The following is an 18,699-nucleotide window of genomic DNA, read 5'->3' on the forward strand; positions in this document are numbered from 1 at the left end:
TCGCAGCGCATCGAGGCTCACGCCTGCAGCGCGGGGAAGTACAGCCGCACGCAGGCACCCTGGCCCGGCTCGGACCGCACCGAGGCGAAGCCTTCGGACTGGCGCATGAGCCCGGACACCTGGGCCAGGCCCAGCCCGGTGCCCATCCCTTCGGGCTTGGTGGTGAAGAAGGGTTCGAAGATGCGCGCGCGGGTGGCCGCGTCCATGCCGCAGCCGTCGTCGCGCACCTCTACATAGGCATAGCGGCCGCCGGCGCGCTGCAGCGTGCCGTCCTGCCCGGCGGCGACGTCTTCGAGGCCCAGCGCGACGTCGATGCGACCGTGCCCCTGGCAGGCGTCGCGCGCGTTGACGCACAGGTTCATCAGCGCCTGCTCGATCGAATGCCGGTCCGAGCGGATCGGCAGCGCCACCTCGGCCGGCGCCAGGGCCATCGTCATGCGCGCGCCCAGGCCATGCGCGATCAGCGGCAGCATGTCGGTCACCACCTGCGCCAGGTCCAGGGCCTCGGCGCGGTAGGGATGCTCGCGCCCGAACGCCAGCAGACGCCGGGCCAGGTCCACCGCGTGACCGACGGCCTCCTGCGACCGGGCCAGCAGGCGCGCCTGGCGCGGATCGGCCGCGGCCTGCAGCGCCATCATGTCCAGCGTGGTCTGCACGATCTGGAGCATGTTGTTGAAGTCGTGCGCGATGCCGGCCACCAGCTGGCCCATGGCCGCGCGCTTCTGCGCCTGACGGCTGATCTGCTCGGCGCTGTCGCGGGCCACGGTGGCCAGATCGAGCTGGTCCTGCAGCGCCTGTTCGCGGCGCACGCCCAGGGCCACATCGTCGCGGGCGCGCAGCAGCCGATGGTCGGCCCTGTGCGGGTCGGGCTCGCGCTGTACGCCATCCCCGGCGGCCGCCGCTGCGGCCTGCACAAGCGTGCCCGCGTATGGAAGGGCGTCGTGGGCGTACGCCGCAGCCTGGTCGTGGCGCTCCTCGCTGATCCGGCGACTGATCGCGACCACCGCGTCGATCGCGCCGTGGACATCGCGCAGCGGGGCCATGTGAATCTCCCAGCCGTCCGCTTCGCCGTCCGCGGTCTGGGCCTGCGGTGCGACGCGGCGCTCCGGCTCCCCGGCCCAGGCTGCGTCCAGCGCCTGTCGCAGCTGAGCGCGCTGCGCCTGGTCCCAGCGCGCCAGCCAGAGATCGCCGGGCTGGGGATCGGGATGCGCCGCGCTGGTCAGGCGCACCCGGCCGTCGGCATCGACGATGTCGATGCGCTCCTTGGCGCGCATCGTGCCCTGCGGTTCCCTCGCCCCGAACGGGGAACGCACGCTGTCTTCCATCTGATCGAACGCCGCAGAGACGGTGGTTCAGTGTAGGTGCGCGCCGCGGCGTGTCCGTTGCAGCGCTGCAACGTCGGCAGGCAAACGCGGCAGATGTACAGAACCGGTGACGGTGCCTGCGTCCCCACCTCGGGCTGTGCCACGGGCCGAAAACGTGACAGGTGTCCTGAATTGGCCGCTTTTGGTGTTAGCACAGGGACAAGCCGGGATTCCCCCGCCCGGCGCCACGCCGGAGGTCCGCGTGTCTCCTGCCCTGCTGCATGCCCTGCGTTCGTCGTCCTTCGCGCTGGTCCTGATCCTGGCGGCGTGCTCGCGTCCGCCGCCGCCTGCCGCCGCGCCCGTCGCTGCGCCACCGTCCACGGCGCCGGTGGCCGAGGCCAAGGCAGAAACGGTGTGCGACCTGATCACCGCGGATGAGCTGGAGACCGTCTTCAGCGGCACCTCCACCGCCACGCCCGAGCACCACCAGACCTTCGGCATCAAGGCCTGCGAGTGGAACGGCGACTTCGGCCGCCTGCTGGTGCAGCAGTGGCCTTCCAAGGGTCATACGCCGCAGGATGAGGTCAGCGACCTGGTGACCGGCTTCATCGACGCGAGCAAGCCCGGCGCGCGCGCCAGCGTCCGCCTGGTCTCGCCCCCGGGCCTGGGCCACTACGCCACCGCCGTGGTCGAGCCGCGCGATCTCGAGCGCGGCGTGCTGGCCGATATCGCGGTGCTGTCCATCGCCCGGGACGGGCAGACGCTGGTGTTCCTGACCAACGGCCTGGAGGGGATGGAGCGCCAGGCGGCGCTGGCCAAGCTGGTGCAGCTGGGGCGCTTCGCCTATCCCAGGCTGTAAGGGCCGCCGGCCGCCGATGGCCGGTTCCCGACGCAATCGAGGTTCTTCCAGCTGTGCGGTCCGCAGTGTGGACCGCCGGGAGGCTTGGATGAGGGAGTGGAAAGCGGCGGGCGCCGGGCTGGGCGGCCTGCTGATCGCCGTCGGCCTGTGCGGCTGCCGGCCCGAGGCCGACGCGCGCGCGCCTTCGCAGATCAGCACGTCACCCGCGGCGAGCCGTGCGCCCAGCGACAGCCTGGTGTGCGCACTGACGACCGATGCCGGGCTGGGCGCGGCCGAGCCGCTGGCCGGACGCGGACGCGTCGCCCTGCTGCGCCGGCGGTTCGGCGAGGTCGGCTGCGAAGCCAGCGGCGCGGCCGATCTGGCCGGCACGCACCAGTGGATCCCCCGCGCGCTGCCATCGCCGGACGCGGCGGCCGGCGTGCCGGTGTCGATGGGTGCGGGTCGACGGCTGAGCCTGGTCGCGCCTGCCTGCGGCGCGCAGCGGGCCTGCGCCACGGCGGCCGTGCCCTGACGCCAGGCCGCGCATCTTCAGGCGGGCGGCCTGCGTGAGGCGGACGCCGCCTAAGCGGTCAGCACTTCCACGGCCTGGCCGAGGGTGTGGCTTGCGCCGGGGGCCAGCTTGATGACGTCGTGCCCGGCGTTGGCGGCCTCGACGCAGACGAAGGCCGGCCACGCGTCATCGGGCACGTCGGCCATGGTCTGCGCCCCGCCCTGCCCGGGGTTCCACACCACCACCGAGCGGCTGCCCGTGGTGCTGATGCGCAGCTGCCGGGACAGCACCGGATCGTGCAGCACGTAGTGCCCGCCGGCATCGTGATAGATGCGGTCGCTGCGGCCGGAATCGCGCGGGTCGGACAGGCTCCAGTCGCCGGACTGAGGGAAGGTCCGCCCGGTGAACTTGTCGTCGTAGTCCAGCCCGTCCAGCCCGCTCAGCCGAACCTGGCGCGCGTCGCCGACGTGGAAGTAGCTGTGCAGCGCATCGGTGAAGGCGACCGCCTCCGCGGAAGGGTTGTGCGTGGTCAGCGCCTGCTGCAGGCCTGCGCCCAGCACCAGCGTCTGCCTCAGGCGCAGCGGTGTGGAGGCGTGCGCCGGCAGGTCCAGCGTCAGGTGCACGTTGCCGTCGCCGTCCTCGCGCGCCTCGGCCAGCGTCCACGGGCTGATCCGCGCGAAGCCATGCTGGATCGCGTCGGCCGGCTGATGCTCGCGGGCGAAGTAGGGCCAGCACACCGGCACGCCGCCGCGGATCGCCTTGGGCGCACCTTGGGCCAGCGGCGACAGCCACAGCACATCGGCACCGCCGGCGGGCACGAACGACAGCAGCTGGCCGCCGTAGAGCGAGAGCTGCGCGGTGCACAGCGGCGTGTCGATCCGCAGTACGGGCAGGCCGTGCAGCGTGGTCTCGGTCAGCGTGTGGGTCATGACATCGCACATGAAGACGGGCGGCCAGTGTAGCCGCCCGTCGCTTCGCCGCCTGTCGTATGAGGCCTTAGGCGGCCTTGTCCAGCTTGGCCAGATCCATCACGAAGCGGTACTTCACATCGCCCTTGAGCATGCGCTCGTAGGCCTCGTTGATCTGCCGGGGCTCGATCATCTCGATGTCCGACACGATGCCGTGCTTGGCGCAGAAATCCAGCATCTCCTGGGTCTGGGCGATGCCGCCGATCAGCGAGCCGGCGATGGTCCGGCGGCGCATGATCAGGTTGAACACCGTCGGCGTCGGATGCGGATGTTCCGGTGCACCGACCAGCACCATCGCGCCGTCGCGCTTGAGCGCATTGAGGAACGGATCCAGGTTGTGCGAGGCGGCCACGGTGTTGAGGATGAAATCCAGCTTGCCGGCCTGCGCGGCCATCTGCTCGGGATCCTTGGAGATCACCACCTCGTCGGCGCCCAGGCGCTTGCCGTCCTCGCGCTTGCTCTCCGAGGTGGTGAACAACACCACGTGCGCCCCCAGCGCCTTGGCGATCTTGACCGCCATGTGCCCCAGGCCGCCCAGACCGACCACGCCAACCGACTGGCCCGGACCGACCTGCCAGTGCGCCATGGGCGAGTACACGGTGATGCCGGCGCACAGCAGCGGCGCGACCGCGGCCAGGTTGTCGGTGCCGTGGGTCACGCGCAGCACGTAGCGCTCGTCGACCACGACATGGTCCGAGTAACCGCCGTAGGTGTTCTCGCCGCCGCCGAACAGTGGGCCGTTGTAGGTGCCGGTGAAGCCGTTGTCGCAGTACTGCTCCTCGCCCGCCGCGCAGGAAGGGCAGGTGCGGCAACTGTCCACCATGCAGCCGACGCCGGCCAGGTCGCCGACCTTGAAGCCCTTGACCTCACTGCCGACGGCGGTGACACGGCCGACGATCTCGTGGCCCGGCACCGAGGGAAAGATCGTGTTCTGCCATTCGTTGCGGGCGGTGTGCAGGTCCGAATGGCAGATGCCGCAGTACAGGATGTCCATCTGCACATCGTGCGGACCGGGGGTGCGACGTTCGAACACGAACGGCGCCAGCGGCGCATCGGCGGAAGTCGCGGCATAGCCGTGGGCTTGGGACATGGGGGAGTCTCCTTGGCGAAGTGTCGAAAAAAGCGCGCGCACTAAGGCGCAACGTCATGCGACAGATGCTAGACCCGTTGCGCGAGAAACCCACCGCAGCACTGCAACGCTGCATCACGCGCGGCTGGTCTTGACCGCCACTTCGTGCGCGCGCGCCGCGCCGCTTTCAGCCGACGTCGCCGTCCACGTAGAACCAGTGCCCGCCTTCGCGTACGAAGCGGCTGCGTTCGTGCATGCGCTGGGCCGAGCCGCCGCCCACGCGCAGCCGCGCGGTGAACACCACCTCGGCGGTGTCGGCGCCGGTGACGGTGTGCGATTCCACCTTCAGCCCCAGCCAGACGGTGCGCTGGCCGGGCGCATCGGCCAGCGACAGCTGCGCCGGACGCGTGGACGGATGCCAGCTGGCGCGCAGGTAGTCGGCCTCGCCCAGCACATAGGCGCTGTAGCGCGAACGCATCAGCGCCGCGGCATCCGCTGCCGGCGCGCCGCCGTGCAGCGGGCCGCAGCAGCGCGCGTAGGGCGCGCCGCTGTCGCAGGGGCATACCTTCGGTGCCGGCTTAGCCACCGGCCGCGCCGCTGAGGTGTTCGTAGAGGATCGCCGCGCCGACCAGGATCAGGATCACGCCGCCGACCAGCTCGGCGCGGCGGCCGATCACCGCGCCCAGCGCGCGCCCGGCCATCACGCCGATGGTGACCATGGTGAAGGTGCACAGGCCGATCACGCCGGCCACCAGGTAGATCGGCACCTGCACGAAGGCCAGGCCCACGCCCACGGCCATCGCATCGATGCTGGTGGCCAGGCCGGTCAGGGCCAGGGTGACGATATTGCCGTGGCGGTTCTCGCCGGTCTCGGCGGCGTCCTCGTCGTCTTCGTGCAGCGCCTTCCAGATCATGTGCAGGCCCAGCGCGCCGAGCAGGACGAAGGCGATCCAGTGGTCGAAACGCTCCACGTACTTGGAGGCGGCCGAGCCGATCAGCCAGCCGATCACCGGGGTGATGGCTTCGACCACGCCGAAGATCAGGCCGACGCGCAGCGCCTGGGCGAGCGTGGGCTTGGCCATGGCCGCGCCCTTGCCCAGGGCGGCGGCGAACGCATCGGTGGACATGGCCAGACCGAGCAGGAGGATGGAAATCGGGTTCATGGGGGTTGGGACACCAGGCCGGGAATGCGGACAGAACGAACCGCCCAACACGCCGGCCATCAGCCGTGCTGGACTGCTCGTTGGTCTCGCCAACCGGTGTGGTTGCATCCGCCATGGCCGGTACAGGCCAAGTGTGTTGACGGCTACGCGCGCGCTGTTGGGCGGACGCTGGCTACTCCCCAAGGAGACCCCGTCAGCCGCACTGAGCGCCTTTCGGGGCGCGCAGTATACACACCCGATCAGGTCATGCGTTGCAGGGCGTTGTCCCGCCGCACCAGCAGGTGGAACAGGGCCGCCAGGATGTGCAGGCCGATCACCCAGTAGAACGCCTCGCCCAGCCAGACATGGGCCGATTCCAGGGTGTGCGCCAGGTGCTCGTGGGTGCCGAAGAAGGACGGGATCGCCCAGTCGGTGAACGGCAGGCCGATGCCCCGGCCCGTGGCCAGGCGCGCGACGATGCCCAGCAGCGGCTGCACGATCAGGAAGGCATAGAGCAGCACGTGCGTGACATCGCCGGCACGCTGCATCCAGCCCGGCAGCGGCGGCGCGATCGGCGGCGCGCGCTCGCCCAGCCGCGCCGCCAGCCGCGGCAGCACCACCAGCAGCACCGCGATGCCGATGAGGAAATGCGACTCGACCACCAGCATGCGCGCGTCGCTGCCACGCTCGAAGGCCTTGCGCAGGTTGATGGTCACGTAGGCGGCGACGACCAGGGCGAAGGTCGTCCAGTGGAAGATGCGGGCGCGCCGGCTGTAGCGCGCGGTCTCGACCTGGGTCATGGCGATTGCCTGGGCGGGGGGGGGGGCTCCAGCGCGATCCTAGCCAGCGCCGAGCCGATGCGGCGCTGACGATCCGGTCAGCGCTTGCCGCCGACCTCGATGAAGCGCAGGAACTCGGCGCGGGTGCGCGCGTCCTCGCGGAAGGCGCCCAGCATCTTGGAGGTGACCATGCTGACCCCGCGCTTGTGCACGCCGCGGGTGGTCATGCATTCGTGGGCGCCCTCGACCACCACGCCCACGCCGCGCGGCTGCAGCACGTCCTGGATGCACTGGGCGATCTGCGCGGTCATCTTCTCCTGCACCTGGAAGCGCCGGGCGTAGGCATCGACCACGCGCGCCAGCTTGCTGATGCCCACCACCTTGCCGTCGGGCAGGTAGCCGACATGGACCTTGCCGATGATCGGCGCCATGTGGTGCTCGCAATGGCTTTCGTATTCGATGTCGCGCAGCACGATCAGCTCGTCGTAGCCGGCCACTTCCTCGAAGGTGCGCGCCAGGTACTCGTGCGGGTCGCGCTGGTAGCCGCTGAACCAGTCGCCATAGGCCTTGGCCACGCGCTTGGGCGTGTCCAGCAGGCCCTCGCGCTGCGGGTCCTCGCCGGCCCAGCGCAGCAGGGTGCGCACGGCATCCTCGGCCTGGTCGCGGCTGACGCCGCCACGGGTGTTGTCGAATTCGCTCATCGGAACAGCCTTCTGCTGCACCACCAAAGGGGGCGGGCATCGTACCGGACCGGCCGGGGCCGCGCCCGCGCGCGCGGCGCAACGCCGTGTTGCCCGGCCACCTTCACCCGGCCTGGGCGGCGGCGCCCCTAACGTCCAGGGCCCACCCGCCCAACGAAAAGATGCCGGCATGACGCCCTCCCCTGCCCGGTGCCCGCGCACCTCCCGCACCGGCCCGCGCCATGTCGGCTGACGCGCGCGGGGCCCAGACCGGCGCCATCGCGCCGCAGCGCGTGGAGGGGGTGCTGCCGATCGCGCATTACGGCGCGCTGGGCGAGGGCCGCTCGGTGGCGCTGAGCGGGCTCGATGGCGGCCTGGACTGGTGGTGCGCGCCGAACATGGACAGCCCGCCCCTGTTCGACCGGCTGCTCGACGGCCCCGAGGGCGGCCACTTCACCCTGGCGCCGGAGGGCGCGTTCACCGCCCGGCGCCGCTACCTGCCGGACAGCAACGTGCTGGTGACCACCTTCACCACCGACACCGGCGAGGCGACGCTGACCGAGTCGCTCAACAGCGGCAACGCCGGCCGCCTGCCCTGGTCCGAGCTGGCCCGGCGCATCGACGGCGTGCGCGGGCAGGTGCGCTTCGGGCTGGAGATGAAGCTGGGCATGCGCGCGCGCAACGCCAACCCGTACCACTCGCGCATCGGCCCGCACACCGTCTTCCATGTCGAGCGGCTGCTGGGACTGATGATCCACCACGACCGCCTCGACATCGCCTGGTCCGATGCCGGCGCCTGCGGCACGGTGGAGGTCAGTGCCGGCGAGCGCATCACCGTGGCGCTGGTGGTCGGCGAGGAGGAGCCACTGGTGGCCCCGACCATCGAGGAGATCGACGGCCGCATCGACCTGACCGACCGCGAGTGGCGCGACTGGGCGCGCAACGTGTCCTTCGACGGCGACCAGCGCGAGGCCTTCGTGCGCAGCGCCCTGGCGCTGAAGCTGCTGCTGTACTCGCCCTCCGGCGCGATCGCCGCGGCCGCCACGACCTCGCTACCCGAGCGCATCGGCGGTCACAAAAACTACGACTATCGCTACGCCTGGATCCGCGACGCGGGCTACACCATCCAGGCCTTCCTGGCGGCGGGGCTGGAGGCCGAGTCCAAGGCCGCCTTCACCTGGCTGCTGCGCCAGTTGCGCCGGCATGGCTCGCGCGTGGTCTTCACCCTGGACGGCGCCCTGGTGCCGGACGTGTCGGAACTGCGCGCACCGGGCTATCGCGGCAGCCAACCGGTGGTGAGAGGCAACCTGGCCGGCGCCCAGCACCAGCACGGCATCTACGGCGACATCTTCGAGACCGCGTACTGCTTCGTCGACTGCGGCAACATCCTGGACCCGGCCAGCGCCGAACTGCTCTCGCATATCGCCGACGAATGCGCCGACCGCTGGCGCCTGCCCGACTCAGGGATGTGGGAGCTGCAGGAGCTTCAGGACTACACCATGTCCAAGGTCAGCTGCTGGCAGGCGCTGGCGCGCGCGGTCGAACTGGCCGACCAGGGCCAGCTGCCGACCACCTGCCGCGACCGCTGGGGCCGCGAGCGCGATCGCATCAAGGACTGGATCGAGACGCACTGCTGGTCGGAGGACCTGCAGGCCTTCGCGATGTATCCAGGCAGCGACAAGCTGGACGCGGCCATCGCGCTGGCGGCGCGCTTCGGCTTCGACGGGCCGGAGCGGTTGAAGCTGACCATGGCGGCGCTGGACCGGGAACTGGGCGCCGGCGATTTCCACTACCGCTACAGCGGCATGGACCAGGAGGAAGGCTGCTTCCTGGCGTGCTCGTTCTGGATCGCGGAGAGCTACGCGCGCCTGGGCGATCCGCAGGAGGCGCGGCGCCGGCTGGAACGCCTGGGCCAGGCGCTGACGCCGTGCAATGGGGTGATGAGCGAGATGATTGACCCGGGCACCGGCGCCTTGCTGGGCAACACGCCGCAGGGGCTGAGCCATCTGGCGCATGTCATGGCGCTGTCGACGCTGGCGGAGATTGAAGGCGGGGGATGAGGGGTGGGATGTGCCGCATGTGCTTCGTATTCGAGTACGAGGCAACCCGCGATCCACGGCTTGGCCCTCTAACCCAGCGGCTCTCTAACCGCTCCTCGCCATCCAACCCACCGTCACTCCCGCGAACGCGGGAGTCCAGCGACTTCGCGCGATCGGACAGAAAGTCCCTGGATCCCCGCGTTCGCGGGGATGACGAATTCAAGTGCTCCGCGGATGATGCAGCCTCCCTCTCCGACATCCAAACGCTCGTCGCTCTCGCGGAAGCGGGAGCCCATGGACGTTGTGCGACCTGGCCGGACGTCCATAGATCCCCGCGTCCGCGGGGATGGCGAATTTAAGTGCTTCGCGGGCGGCGCAGCTCTCTCTCCGACATCTAAACGCTCGTCGCTCCCGCGGAAGCGGGAGTCCATGGACGTTACGCAACCCGGCCGGACGTCCATGGATCCCCGCGTTCGCGGGGATGACGGCGTGGAGTTGGAGGGGATAAAAGGCGACCGCGCGCCTCTGCGTGCGATCACCCTGCGATGGTGAACACCGAGCCCGAATCCACGCGCAGGCCGGCGCCGTTGATGAAGCTGGCGCGCTCGGAGCACAGGAAGGCCACCGCCGCGGCCACTTCCTCGGCGCGGCCGCGGCGCTTGAGCACCATGCCGGGCCGCTCCTCGTCCAGGAAGCTGGCGATGGCCTCCTCGAAGCTCACGCCCTTCTCCTTGGCGCGCTTTTTCATCATCGCGTCGGTCATGGGCGTGGCGATGAACGCCGGCGAGACCGTATTGACCAGCACGTTGTCGCACCCGTAGGCCTTGGACAGGCCCTTGGCCAGGCTGAGGATGCCGGCCTTGGAGGCGCAGTACGGCAGTTCGTCCACATAGGGCTGCACGGCGTCCTCGGAGGCGAACAGCACGATGCGGCCCCAGCCGCGCTTGCGCATCGCCGGGATCGCCTCGCGGCACATGCGCACCGCGCCCATCAGATTGATGTCCAGGGTCCGCAGCCAGCCGGCATCGTCCACCTCGAGGAAGTCGCCGGTGGCGCCGGTCACGCCGGCGGCGTTGACGTAGATATCCGGCTCGCCCAGCCGCGCACGCACCTGCTGCCAGATGTCCTCGACGTCCTGCGCCTGGGTGACGTCGCCGGGCACGGCGATGACCTCGCCCAGCGGCGAGAGCTCTTCCAGCGCCTGCGGCAAGGTGCCGTCGGCGCGGTCGGTGATGGCCACGCGCACGCCGGCCTGCAGCAGCAGGCGCGCGGTCTCCTTGCCCATGCCGGAGTCGGCGCCGCTGATCAGGGCGATGCGGCCGTTGATTTCGAGATCCATGCTGTGCTCCTCGTGGTGGATAGGGGAAGTCAGGCCGCCAGGAAGCGCTCGGCCGTACGCAGGCCCAGCGCCATCTGGGTCAGGGCCGGGTTGGCCGCCAGCGCGCTGGGGAAGGTGGAGTTGTCGCAGACGTAGAGGTTGTCGATGTCGAAGCTGCGGCCGTCGGCATCGACCACGGCGTGCTCGGGATCGCTGCCCATGCGGCAGGTGCCCAGCGTGTGCGCCGAACGGTCGGCGGCGAGGATGTCGCGCGCGCCGGCGGCCTCCCAGATGGCGGTGAGCGTGCGCCGGGCATGGGCATCGAGCGCGCGTTCGTTGGGGCCGTAGCTGAAGTCGATGCGCGCCTTGCGCAGGCCGAAGGCATCCACCTCGTCGGACAGCGTCAGGCGATTGCCCTGCGCCGGCAGGCAGTCGCCGTTGATGCCGATGCCGGCCAGCTGGTTGTAGTCGCGCAGCCGCGAGGTCAGCGCACGGCCCCACAGCCCGGCGCCGCGCGCCAGCGTGTTGGCCAGGGTCAGCGGCTGCACGCCGAGGCTCTGGATCAGATAGCCGCCGGCGAAGTCGGCATCGGCCGGCGCACGCATGTCCTCGCTGATCAGGGACGAGGGGTAGCCACGGTTCATGCGCATGTCCGCGTCGAACCTGCCCCACACCTGGGTGGCCACGTGCGCCATGAAGTTGCGCCCGACCTGGCCGCTGGAGTTGGCCAGCCCCAGGTTGAGCAGCAGGCGCGGGGTCTCCACGCCGCCGGCGCACAGGAACAGCGCGTCGCAGCCCACGCTCACTTCGCGCCCGTCATGGCGATAGACCACACCGGCGATGCGGCCGCGCGCGTCGCGATGCACGTCGACCACGCGGCAGTCGGCGCGCACCTGCGCACCGTGCGCACGCGCCAGCGGCAGCCAGCTGGTGTCGGTGGCGGCCTTGGAGGCATAGATGCAGCCCTGATGGCAGGCGCCGCAGTTGGTGCAGGCGCGCCGCGTGCCCCAGTGCGGCTGTGCGTGCGCGGCGGTGACCAGCGCGGCGGGGCTGTCGGTGGCGGTGATGCCCAGCGCAGCGCAGCCGCGCGCCATGGCCTGCGCCGGCGCATTGCGCAACGGCGGCGCGTACGCATAGGCGCGCGCCGGGTCCCAGGGATAGGGCGAGGGGCCGGACACGCCGATGAAGGCCTCGACCCGGGCGATGTAGTCGATCAGCTCGGCGTGCGCGATCGGCCAGTCCCAGCCCTGGCCGCTGCTGCGGCGCAGGCGCAGCTCGGCCGCATCCGGACGCGGGCAGAACGCGCCCCAGTGCAAGGTCGAGCCGCCCACGCCCTGGCCGGAGTTGTTGGCCCCGAAGGCCGTCGGCGTGGCGCCGCCGCTCAGGCGTTCCTCCATCCAGTACAGGTCGGTGGTCAGCTCGTCGGGCAGATGATCGGTCGGCGCGAACGCCGCACCCGCTTCCAGCACCAGCACCGAGACACCCGCCTGCGCCAGGCGCGCGGCCAGCGGCGCACCGCCGGCGCCGCTGCCCACGATCACCGCTTCGACGCGGTCCGTCCGCGCCACCGTCATTCGCGCGGGTCCGGCAGCCGCTGCCAGGGCTCGCGCTGGTCGGCGCCGGCCAGGACATAGCCTTCGCCCTCGCCTGGCGCGCTGCCGGTGGCGAAGCCGTCGTAGCCCATCGCCGCCATCGTCGCCGGCAGGCTGGCCCAGGTGCGCGCGATCTCGGCGCGTACGTCCTCGAACCAGCGCGCCAGCTGCGCGCCATCCAGCGCGCTCTGCGGGCCGGGCTGCGCGTCACCGCGCGCGATGCGGGTCAGCCACGCCTCCTGCGCGAGCGAATCGCGCGCGCACCAGCCGCCGGTCATCGCGTCGAGCGCATCCAGCCCGAGCGGCCAGGCCTGCGCATCGGCCGGCAGATCGGCGAAGCGCCAGCCATCGCCGGCCTGGGTGGCGAGGCCCACGTCCAGGCGACGAGCCAGGTCGGCCGCCTGCGGCGCATCGTCCAGCGCCAGCACGCTGGCCACCACGGCGGCCAGCACCGCGCGCTGCGCGTCGGACAGCACGCGCGGCGCATCGCGCGGCGGGCCGCGGTGGCGCGCCAGCAGCGTGGCGCGCATGCGCGGCTGCACGCGCGGCAGGTTGAGCAGGTCGATGAACGCGGGCGGCAAGGCGCTGGCTTCCGCCCATTGCAGCAACGCGTCGATGTGCGCGGCCAGCGCTTCGGGCTGTTCGTAGGGAATCAGATGCGCGGCATCGGCGATGGCGACGACCTCGCCCGCCTCCGGGTAGTGCGGCAGGTTCAGGCGCCGCTGCGCATCGGCGTCCAGGTCGCCGTCCTCGGCGCCAGCCAGGAGCAGCGCCGGCAATGCGATCCGGCCTGCCTGGGCGGAGGCATCCTGCTTGCTGCCCTGTTCCAGCCAGGCGCGCCAGGCGCGCGGATCGCTGCGCCGCACATCGGCGATGGCCTGCTCGCGCGGTGCCTCGTCCAACCGGCGCGCGCTGTTGTCGTCGACGAACTGCGCGGCTTGCCCGGGCGTGGGCGCGCCATCGGCGAACCAGTCCAGCATCTGTTGGCGGCGCTGCTCCTCCATCGGCTCGGGCGATGGCGGCGAAGCGGCGACCAGCACCACCCCACACAGGCCGGCCAGGCCCGGCGCGCCCTCCCGCGCGCGCGCGGCGGCGAGCGTGGCGATCTTGCCGCCCATGCTGTGGCCGACCACACACCAGCGCGAGGGCGCACGCGCGGCCACGGTGGCGCAGAACCAGTCCACCAGCGCCGGCACATCGGTGCATTCGCCCGCGGACGTGCCGCCGAAGCCGGGGATATCCAGCGCAATGCAATCGGCCCGGTCTCCCAGCCGCGCGATCACCCGCTCCCATTCGCCCGCACTGGCGCCGAGCGCGTGGAGGAAGAACAGCTGGAGCTGGGGCATGGCCTGGCCGGGGGGTTGAGGTGGAGCGCGAGCATTGCGTCCGCCTGGTGTGGGGCGTGTGCAGGTTGGCTTCGCACGGCGTGTACATCGCGCGGCCGAGGAAACTGCCTCAGCCAACCTCGGCACGTCATCCCCGCGAACGCGGGGATCCATGGACGTCCGGTCCGGTGGCGCAACGTCCATGGGCTCCCGCGTGCGCGGGAGCGACGAGGATTTGGATCGCGCGACAGTTCAGAGCCCGGCGAAGGCCAGGTCTACGGCAGCGTCCCACGGTGCTCGGTTCGACAAGCAGGCGCGTGGAAAGTCCAACGGGTTACACACGCCCCTAGCCCCGCGCTCGCGTAACGCCAGGTGAGGCGTGCGCGCCGCTTGCTTCGCAGCCCATTTACCGCACCCGGGCAAGGCTCGCGCGATCTCGCTCGCCTCCGCCGGCCACAGGACCGCCCCGCCATGTCAGACGCCCGCCGCTATGCCGCCTACTCACCGCAGATGGCCCTCCCCCATCCGGACGAGGCCGCGCTGGCCGAGGAGATGAGCGAAGTCCTGCTGCGCATCTCGCAGCAGACCTGGGAGGACAGCCACCACGCGCTGCGCAGCGTGCACGCCAAGAGCCACGGCCTGCTCGCCGCCACGCTGGAGGTGCTGCCCGGCCTGCCACCGGAACTGGCCCAGGGCCTGTTCGCGCAGCCCGGCCGCTACGAGGCGGTGATGCGCTTCTCCACCACGCCCGGCGACCTGCTGCCCGACCGCGTGTCCACGCCGCGCGGGCTGGCGCTGAAGTTCCTCGATGTCCCCGGCGAGCGCCTGGAAGGCAGCGAAGCGGCGCACTGCCAGGACCTGCTCATGGTCAACGGCCCGCAGTTCAACGCGCCCAACGCCAAGGCCTTCCTGCGCAGCCTCAAGCTGCTGGCGCCGACCACCGACCGCGCCGAGCGCACCAAGCAGGTGCTCTCCGCCCTGCTGCGTGGCACCGAACGCGCGCTCGAAGCGGTCGGCGGCCAGAGCGCCAAGCTCAAGGCGATGGGCGGCGAGCCGCCGCACCACATCCTGGGCGAGACCTTCTTCACCCAGCTGCCGCTGCGCTACGGCGCGCACGTGGCCAAGCTGCAGCTGGTCCCGGTGGACCCGGCGCTGCTGGCGCACCAGGACGAACGGATCGACCTCAAGCAGGCCAATGCACTGCGCGATGCGGTCAGCGCACACTTCGCCTCGCAGGGCGGCGTGTGGGAACTGCGCGCGCAGCTGTCCACCGATCTGGAGCGCATGCCCATCGACGATGCCACCGTGGTCTGGGACGAAGACGAGAGCCCGTTCCGCACCGTGGCGCGCCTGACCGCATCGCCGCAGGTCGGCTGGAGCCAGGACAGGGCCCGCCTGGTCGACGATCAGATGGGCTTCAGTCCCTGGCACGGCGTGCAGGACCACCGCCCGCTGGGCGACATCATGCGCATCCGCAAGCGCGCCTACCAGGCCTCGCAGGACTTCCGCGCCCGCAAGTCCGGCTGCCCGCTGCACGATCGTTCGCTGTCGGCCAGCGCGCAGGGCGAAAGCGAATAAGCCGACCTCGCTCGGGCAATGCCGATAGCGCTTCATTGCCGCCATTGGCCGAAAAAGTCACAACGGCGCCGCCCACCTGTAGAGCGGAGCTTGCTCCGCTGGGGCCTTCCCTACGAACCAGAAGCAGGTGAGCCTGCTCAGCTGGAGGCTTCCCACGAACTGAGCGAAGAGCAGCGGAGCAAGCTCCGCTCTACAGGTGAGGCGCTGCGCCTTACAGCACCGCCTGCGCCCCGGCGATGGTGATCAACGCACCCGAGGTGTAGCTGGAGCTGTCGCTGGCCAGCATGACGTAGGTCGAGGCGAGTTCCGCCGGCTGGCCAGGACGGCCGAAAGGCGTCTGCGAACCGAAGTTCTTCACTTTGTCCTCGGCCATGCCGGCCGGAATGAACGGCGTCCATATCGGCCCCGGCAGCACCGCATTGACGCGGATCTTGCGCTCGGCCAGCCACTGCGCCAGGCCCAGAGTGAGGTTGGCCACCGCACCCTTGGTGGTCGAGTAGGGCAGGATGTTGGGCGTGGGGTCCTTGGAATTGACCGAAGCCGTATTGATGATCGAAGCACCCTCGCCAAGCAGCTCCAGCGCGCACTTGGTCAGATAGAAGGTGCCATGCACGTTGGTGTCGAAGGTCTTGCGCCATTCCTCCAGCGTGACCTCGTCGATGGACTGGAAGTACTTCTGGTAGGCCGCGTTGTTGACCAGCACGTCGAGGCCGCCGAAGGCGGACTTCACCTCGCCGACCAGGCGCTCGACCTCGCTCGGCTGGCTGATGTCGCAGGCCACCTTGAGCACTTTGACGCCGGCCTGCTCCATCAGCGAGGCGACCTCATCGGCATCGTCCTGCTCGCTGGGCAGGTACGCGATAGCCACGTCGGCGCCTTCGCGCGCGAAGGCCAGCGCCACGGCCGCACCGATGCCGCTGTCGCCACCGGTCACCAGGGTGCGCTTGCCCTTGAGCAAGCCATGACCCTGATAGCTGTCCTCACCGATATCGGGCTTGGGGTCCATCTTGCTGGTCTTGCCCGGGAAGCTCTGCTGCTGCGGCGGGAACGGCGGGCGGGGATAGTCGGGCATGGCGAGACTCCTGCGGTCGATGTGTCGATGGGGCACGGCGATGCGCGTGCGGGAGTGACCCATCCTCATGGCTCGCGTAAAAAGCGACCGTGAACTTATCCGCGGCGATTCGTCATGCGGGCATGACAAAGCGCTGCGACACGAGTGCCACGCATGCGCGAAGCCGCACCACGCCCCAGCGCGCGCACAACGCAAGAAGCGCCGCCCTCGCAAGCGACGCTTCACCTTGCATCTTCAAAAAAGGCGCGCGGCGCCGATCGCTCAGCTTCTGCGCCCGGCCCTCAGCTCTTGCACTCGAACACACTGATGCTGCGCGGCGGTGCCAGGAAATCCTGCGCCCCCTCGGGCACCACATCGGTACCGAGCGCCTCGTCTGTGGACAGCACCAGCTCCCACTTCAGATGCGTCTCCGAATCGGGCAGCCTGAAGTTGACGCCCTCGTGATACGCGTTGATCAGGATCAGCAGCGTCGCGTCCTGACCGTACTCGCGCACACCGGACACCTGCGCCTTGCCCTCCAGCAGCAGACCCACCGAACGCGCGCCGCCATCGCTCCAGTGCGCGTCCTCCATCTCGCTACCGCCCGGGTTGAGCCAGGTCAGGTCGCGCACCCCGGCCTGCTCGTTGTACTGGCCATTGAGGAAGCGGCCACGGGTCAGGATGGGATAGCGACGACGCAGCGCGGTGAGCTGGCGCACGAAGTCGGCCAGGCGGCCCTCGGTCGGGTCGGCGTCCCAGTTGATCCAGGTGATCTCGTTGTCCTGGCAATAGGTGTTGTTGTTGCCGCCCTGGGTCTGCGCGCGCTCGTCGCCGGCCAGCAGCATCGGCGTGCCCTTTGCCAGCAGCAGCGTGGCCAGCAGGTTGCGCATCTGCCGCTCGCGCAGCGCGTTGATCTGCGCATCGTCGGTCGGCCCCTCCGCACCGTAGTTGCACGAGCCGTCGTTGTTGGAGCCGTCCTGGTTGTTCTCGCCGTTGGCCTCGTTGTGCTTCTCGTTGTAGCTGACCAGGTCGCGCAGGGTGAAGCCGTCATGGGCGGTGATGAAGTTCACCGACGACCACGGCCGCCGCCCGCGTCGGTCGAACAGATCGGCCGAGCCGGTGAAGCGCGTGGCGAACTCGGCGAGCTTGCCCTCGTCGCCGCGCCAGAATGCGCGGGCGTTGTCGCGGAACTTGTCGTTCCACTCGGCCCAGCCCGGCGGGAAGTGACCCACCTGGTAGCCACCCGGCCCGCAGTCCCATGGTTCGGCGATCAGCTTGACCTGGCTCAGCAGCGGGTCCTGGCCGCAGGCGTCGAGGAAGCCGCCGCGCTGGTCGAAGCCGCTGGGTTCGCGCCCCAGGATGGTCGCCAGGTCGAAGCGGAAACCGTCCACATGCATCTCGCGCGCCCAGTAGCGCAGCGAGTCGTTGACGAACTGCACCACGCGGAAGTTGCTCAGGTTGAGCGTGTTGCCGGTGCCGGTGTCGTTGATGTAGTAGCGCGGGTCGTCGGCCAGGCGGTAGTAGCTGGCGTTGTCGATGCCCTTGAACGACAGCGTCGGCCCCATCTCGTTGCCTTCGGCGGTGTGGTTGTAGACCACATCCAGGATCACCTCCAGGCCCTTGCGATGCATGGCCTTGACCATGTCGCGGAACTCGTCGCGATGGCCGCTGGCCAGGTAGCGCGACTTCAGCGCGAAGAAGCCCAGCGTGTTGTAGCCCCAGTAGTTGCGCAGGTCGCGATCCAGCAGGTGCTGGTCGTCCAGGTACGCGTGCACCGGCAGCAGTTCGACCGCGCTGACGCCCAGCGACTTGATGTAGTCCAGCACCGGCGCCTGGGCCAGGCCGGCGAACGTGCCCTGCAGGTCCTGCGGCACCTGCGGGTGGCGCTTGGTGTAACCGCGCACGTGGGTCTCGTAGACCAGGGTCTGGCTCCACGGCGTGAGCAGCCGCTCGTCGTCCTCCCAGTCGTAGTCGTCCTGCACCACCACGGCCTTGGGCATGAACGGCGCGCTGTCGCGTTCGTCGAAGCTCAGATCGCCATCGGGGTGCCCGACGGTGTAGCCGTAGAGCTCGTCGGCCCAGATCAGGTCGCCCTCGATCTCCACCGCGTACGGGTCCAGCAGCAGTTTGTTGGGGTTGAAGCGGTGGCCCTCGGCCGGCGCGTAGGGGCCGTGCACCCGGTAGCCGTAGCGCTGCCCGGGGCCGACGTCGGGCAGATAGCCGTGCCAGATCTCGTTGGTGTACTCGGGCAGCTCGATGCGGGTCTCGTTGCCGGCCTCGTCGAACAGGCACAGCTCCACGGCGGTGGCGTTGGCACTGAACAAGGCGAAGTTGGTGCCCTTGCCGTCATAGGTGGCGCCGCGGGGAAACGGGCGGCCTTCGCGCACGCGCGAGGGGCTGGCGTACTTCGGGGTTGGAGCGTTGGGCATCGTGGGGGGGCCGCAGTGGGGAGGACGGAGCATGTGGGCGCTCTTGTCGAGGTCGCGTCAGCACATGGCGCCCGTC

General features: G+C 70.3%; 16 protein-coding genes. 4 read left to right on the forward strand and 12 right to left on the reverse strand.

The window, feature by feature from the left end:
• Positions 1 to 17: 17 nt before the first annotated feature.
• The gene (locus WFQ05_RS05895) at positions 18 to 1,313 is read right to left on the reverse strand and encodes an ATP-binding protein (RefSeq protein ID WP_337053060.1); all 1,296 of its coding nucleotides are present in this window, start codon (positions 1,311 to 1,313) and stop codon (positions 18 to 20) included.
• 253 nt (positions 1,314 to 1,566) lie between these two features.
• On the opposite strand from WFQ05_RS05895, the gene WFQ05_RS05900 reads away from it, so the two are divergent.
• Positions 1,567 to 2,163 (forward strand): hypothetical protein, encoded by a 597-nt coding sequence (locus tag WFQ05_RS05900; RefSeq protein ID WP_337053061.1) that lies wholly within the window; start codon positions 1,567 to 1,569, stop codon positions 2,161 to 2,163.
• A gap of 88 nt (positions 2,164 to 2,251) precedes the next feature.
• Positions 2,252 to 2,674 (forward strand): hypothetical protein, encoded by a 423-nt coding sequence (locus WFQ05_RS05905; protein WP_337053062.1) that lies wholly within the window; start codon positions 2,252 to 2,254, stop codon positions 2,672 to 2,674.
• Positions 2,675 to 2,724: 50 nt separating this feature from the next.
• On the opposite strand, the gene WFQ05_RS05910 is transcribed toward WFQ05_RS05905, so the two are convergent.
• The 6 genes from WFQ05_RS05910 to folE form a co-directional block, all read right to left on the reverse strand.
• Positions 2,725 to 3,582, reverse strand: a complete 858-nt coding sequence (locus WFQ05_RS05910; RefSeq protein WP_337053063.1) for a D-hexose-6-phosphate mutarotase — start codon at positions 3,580 to 3,582, stop codon at positions 2,725 to 2,727.
• 67 nt (positions 3,583 to 3,649) lie between these two features.
• Positions 3,650 to 4,711, reverse strand: coding sequence for an NAD(P)-dependent alcohol dehydrogenase (locus WFQ05_RS05915; RefSeq protein ID WP_130514542.1), 1,062 nt, complete (start codon positions 4,709 to 4,711; stop codon positions 3,650 to 3,652).
• A 166-nt stretch (positions 4,712 to 4,877) separates the two neighbouring features.
• Positions 4,878 to 5,276, reverse strand: a complete 399-nt coding sequence (locus tag WFQ05_RS05920; RefSeq protein ID WP_306994403.1) for a YchJ family metal-binding protein — start codon at positions 5,274 to 5,276, stop codon at positions 4,878 to 4,880.
• Positions 5,269 to 5,853, reverse strand: coding sequence for a manganese efflux pump MntP family protein (locus WFQ05_RS05925; RefSeq protein WP_337053064.1), 585 nt, complete (start codon positions 5,851 to 5,853; stop codon positions 5,269 to 5,271). Before WFQ05_RS05925 ends, WFQ05_RS05920 begins: the two co-directional genes overlap by 8 nt.
• 239 nt (positions 5,854 to 6,092) lie before the next feature.
• Entirely contained in the window at positions 6,093 to 6,632 is a 540-nt protein-coding gene (locus WFQ05_RS05930; protein WP_337053065.1) for a cytochrome b, read from the reverse strand.
• Positions 6,633 to 6,709: 77 nt separating this feature from the next.
• Positions 6,710 to 7,312: a GTP cyclohydrolase I FolE gene (folE, locus tag WFQ05_RS05935; RefSeq protein WP_337053066.1), complete on the reverse strand. Its 603-nt coding sequence runs from the start codon at positions 7,310 to 7,312 to the stop codon at positions 6,710 to 6,712.
• Positions 7,313 to 7,533: 221 nt separating this feature from the next.
• Between folE and WFQ05_RS05940 the strand changes: the two genes are divergently transcribed.
• Entirely contained in the window at positions 7,534 to 9,351 is a 1,818-nt protein-coding gene (locus WFQ05_RS05940) for a glycoside hydrolase family 15 protein (RefSeq protein ID WP_337053067.1), read from the forward strand.
• 514 nt (positions 9,352 to 9,865) lie between these two features.
• On the opposite strand, the gene WFQ05_RS05945 is transcribed toward WFQ05_RS05940, so the two are convergent.
• From WFQ05_RS05945 to WFQ05_RS05955, 3 genes are read right to left on the reverse strand one after another with little or no spacing between them, the layout of a single operon-like run.
• On the reverse strand, positions 9,866 to 10,669 hold the full coding sequence (locus WFQ05_RS05945; RefSeq protein ID WP_337053068.1) for an SDR family oxidoreductase: 804 nt from the start codon (positions 10,667 to 10,669) through the stop codon (positions 9,866 to 9,868).
• 29 nt (positions 10,670 to 10,698) lie between these two features.
• Positions 10,699 to 12,222 (reverse strand): GMC family oxidoreductase, encoded by a 1,524-nt coding sequence (locus tag WFQ05_RS05950; RefSeq protein WP_337053069.1) that lies wholly within the window; start codon positions 12,220 to 12,222, stop codon positions 10,699 to 10,701.
• A complete protein-coding gene (locus tag WFQ05_RS05955) occupies positions 12,219 to 13,586 on the reverse strand; it encodes an alpha/beta fold hydrolase (RefSeq protein ID WP_337053070.1) in 1,368 nt (455 codons plus the stop codon). Before WFQ05_RS05955 ends, WFQ05_RS05950 begins: the two co-directional genes overlap by 4 nt.
• A gap of 450 nt (positions 13,587 to 14,036) precedes the next feature.
• Here WFQ05_RS05955 and WFQ05_RS05960 point away from each other — a divergent pair, with 450 nt between their 5' ends.
• Entirely contained in the window at positions 14,037 to 15,143 is a 1,107-nt protein-coding gene (locus WFQ05_RS05960; RefSeq protein WP_337053071.1) for a catalase family protein, read from the forward strand.
• A 211-nt stretch (positions 15,144 to 15,354) separates the two neighbouring features.
• On the opposite strand, the gene WFQ05_RS05965 is transcribed toward WFQ05_RS05960, so the two are convergent.
• Together WFQ05_RS05965 and glgX are read right to left on the reverse strand one after the other, a co-directional pair.
• A complete protein-coding gene (locus WFQ05_RS05965; RefSeq protein WP_337053072.1) occupies positions 15,355 to 16,215 on the reverse strand; it encodes an SDR family oxidoreductase in 861 nt (286 codons plus the stop codon).
• Between the two features lie 281 nt (positions 16,216 to 16,496).
• Positions 16,497 to 18,623, reverse strand: coding sequence for a glycogen debranching protein GlgX (glgX, locus tag WFQ05_RS05970; protein WP_337053073.1), 2,127 nt, complete (start codon positions 18,621 to 18,623; stop codon positions 16,497 to 16,499).
• Between the last annotated feature and the right edge of the window lie 76 nt (positions 18,624 to 18,699).

Origin of the sequence: Pseudoxanthomonas sp. USHLN014 (assembly GCF_037153335.1) — a bacterium.
In the GTDB taxonomy this organism is placed as follows: Bacteria; Pseudomonadota; Gammaproteobacteria; order Xanthomonadales; family Xanthomonadaceae; genus Pseudoxanthomonas_A; species Pseudoxanthomonas_A winnipegensis.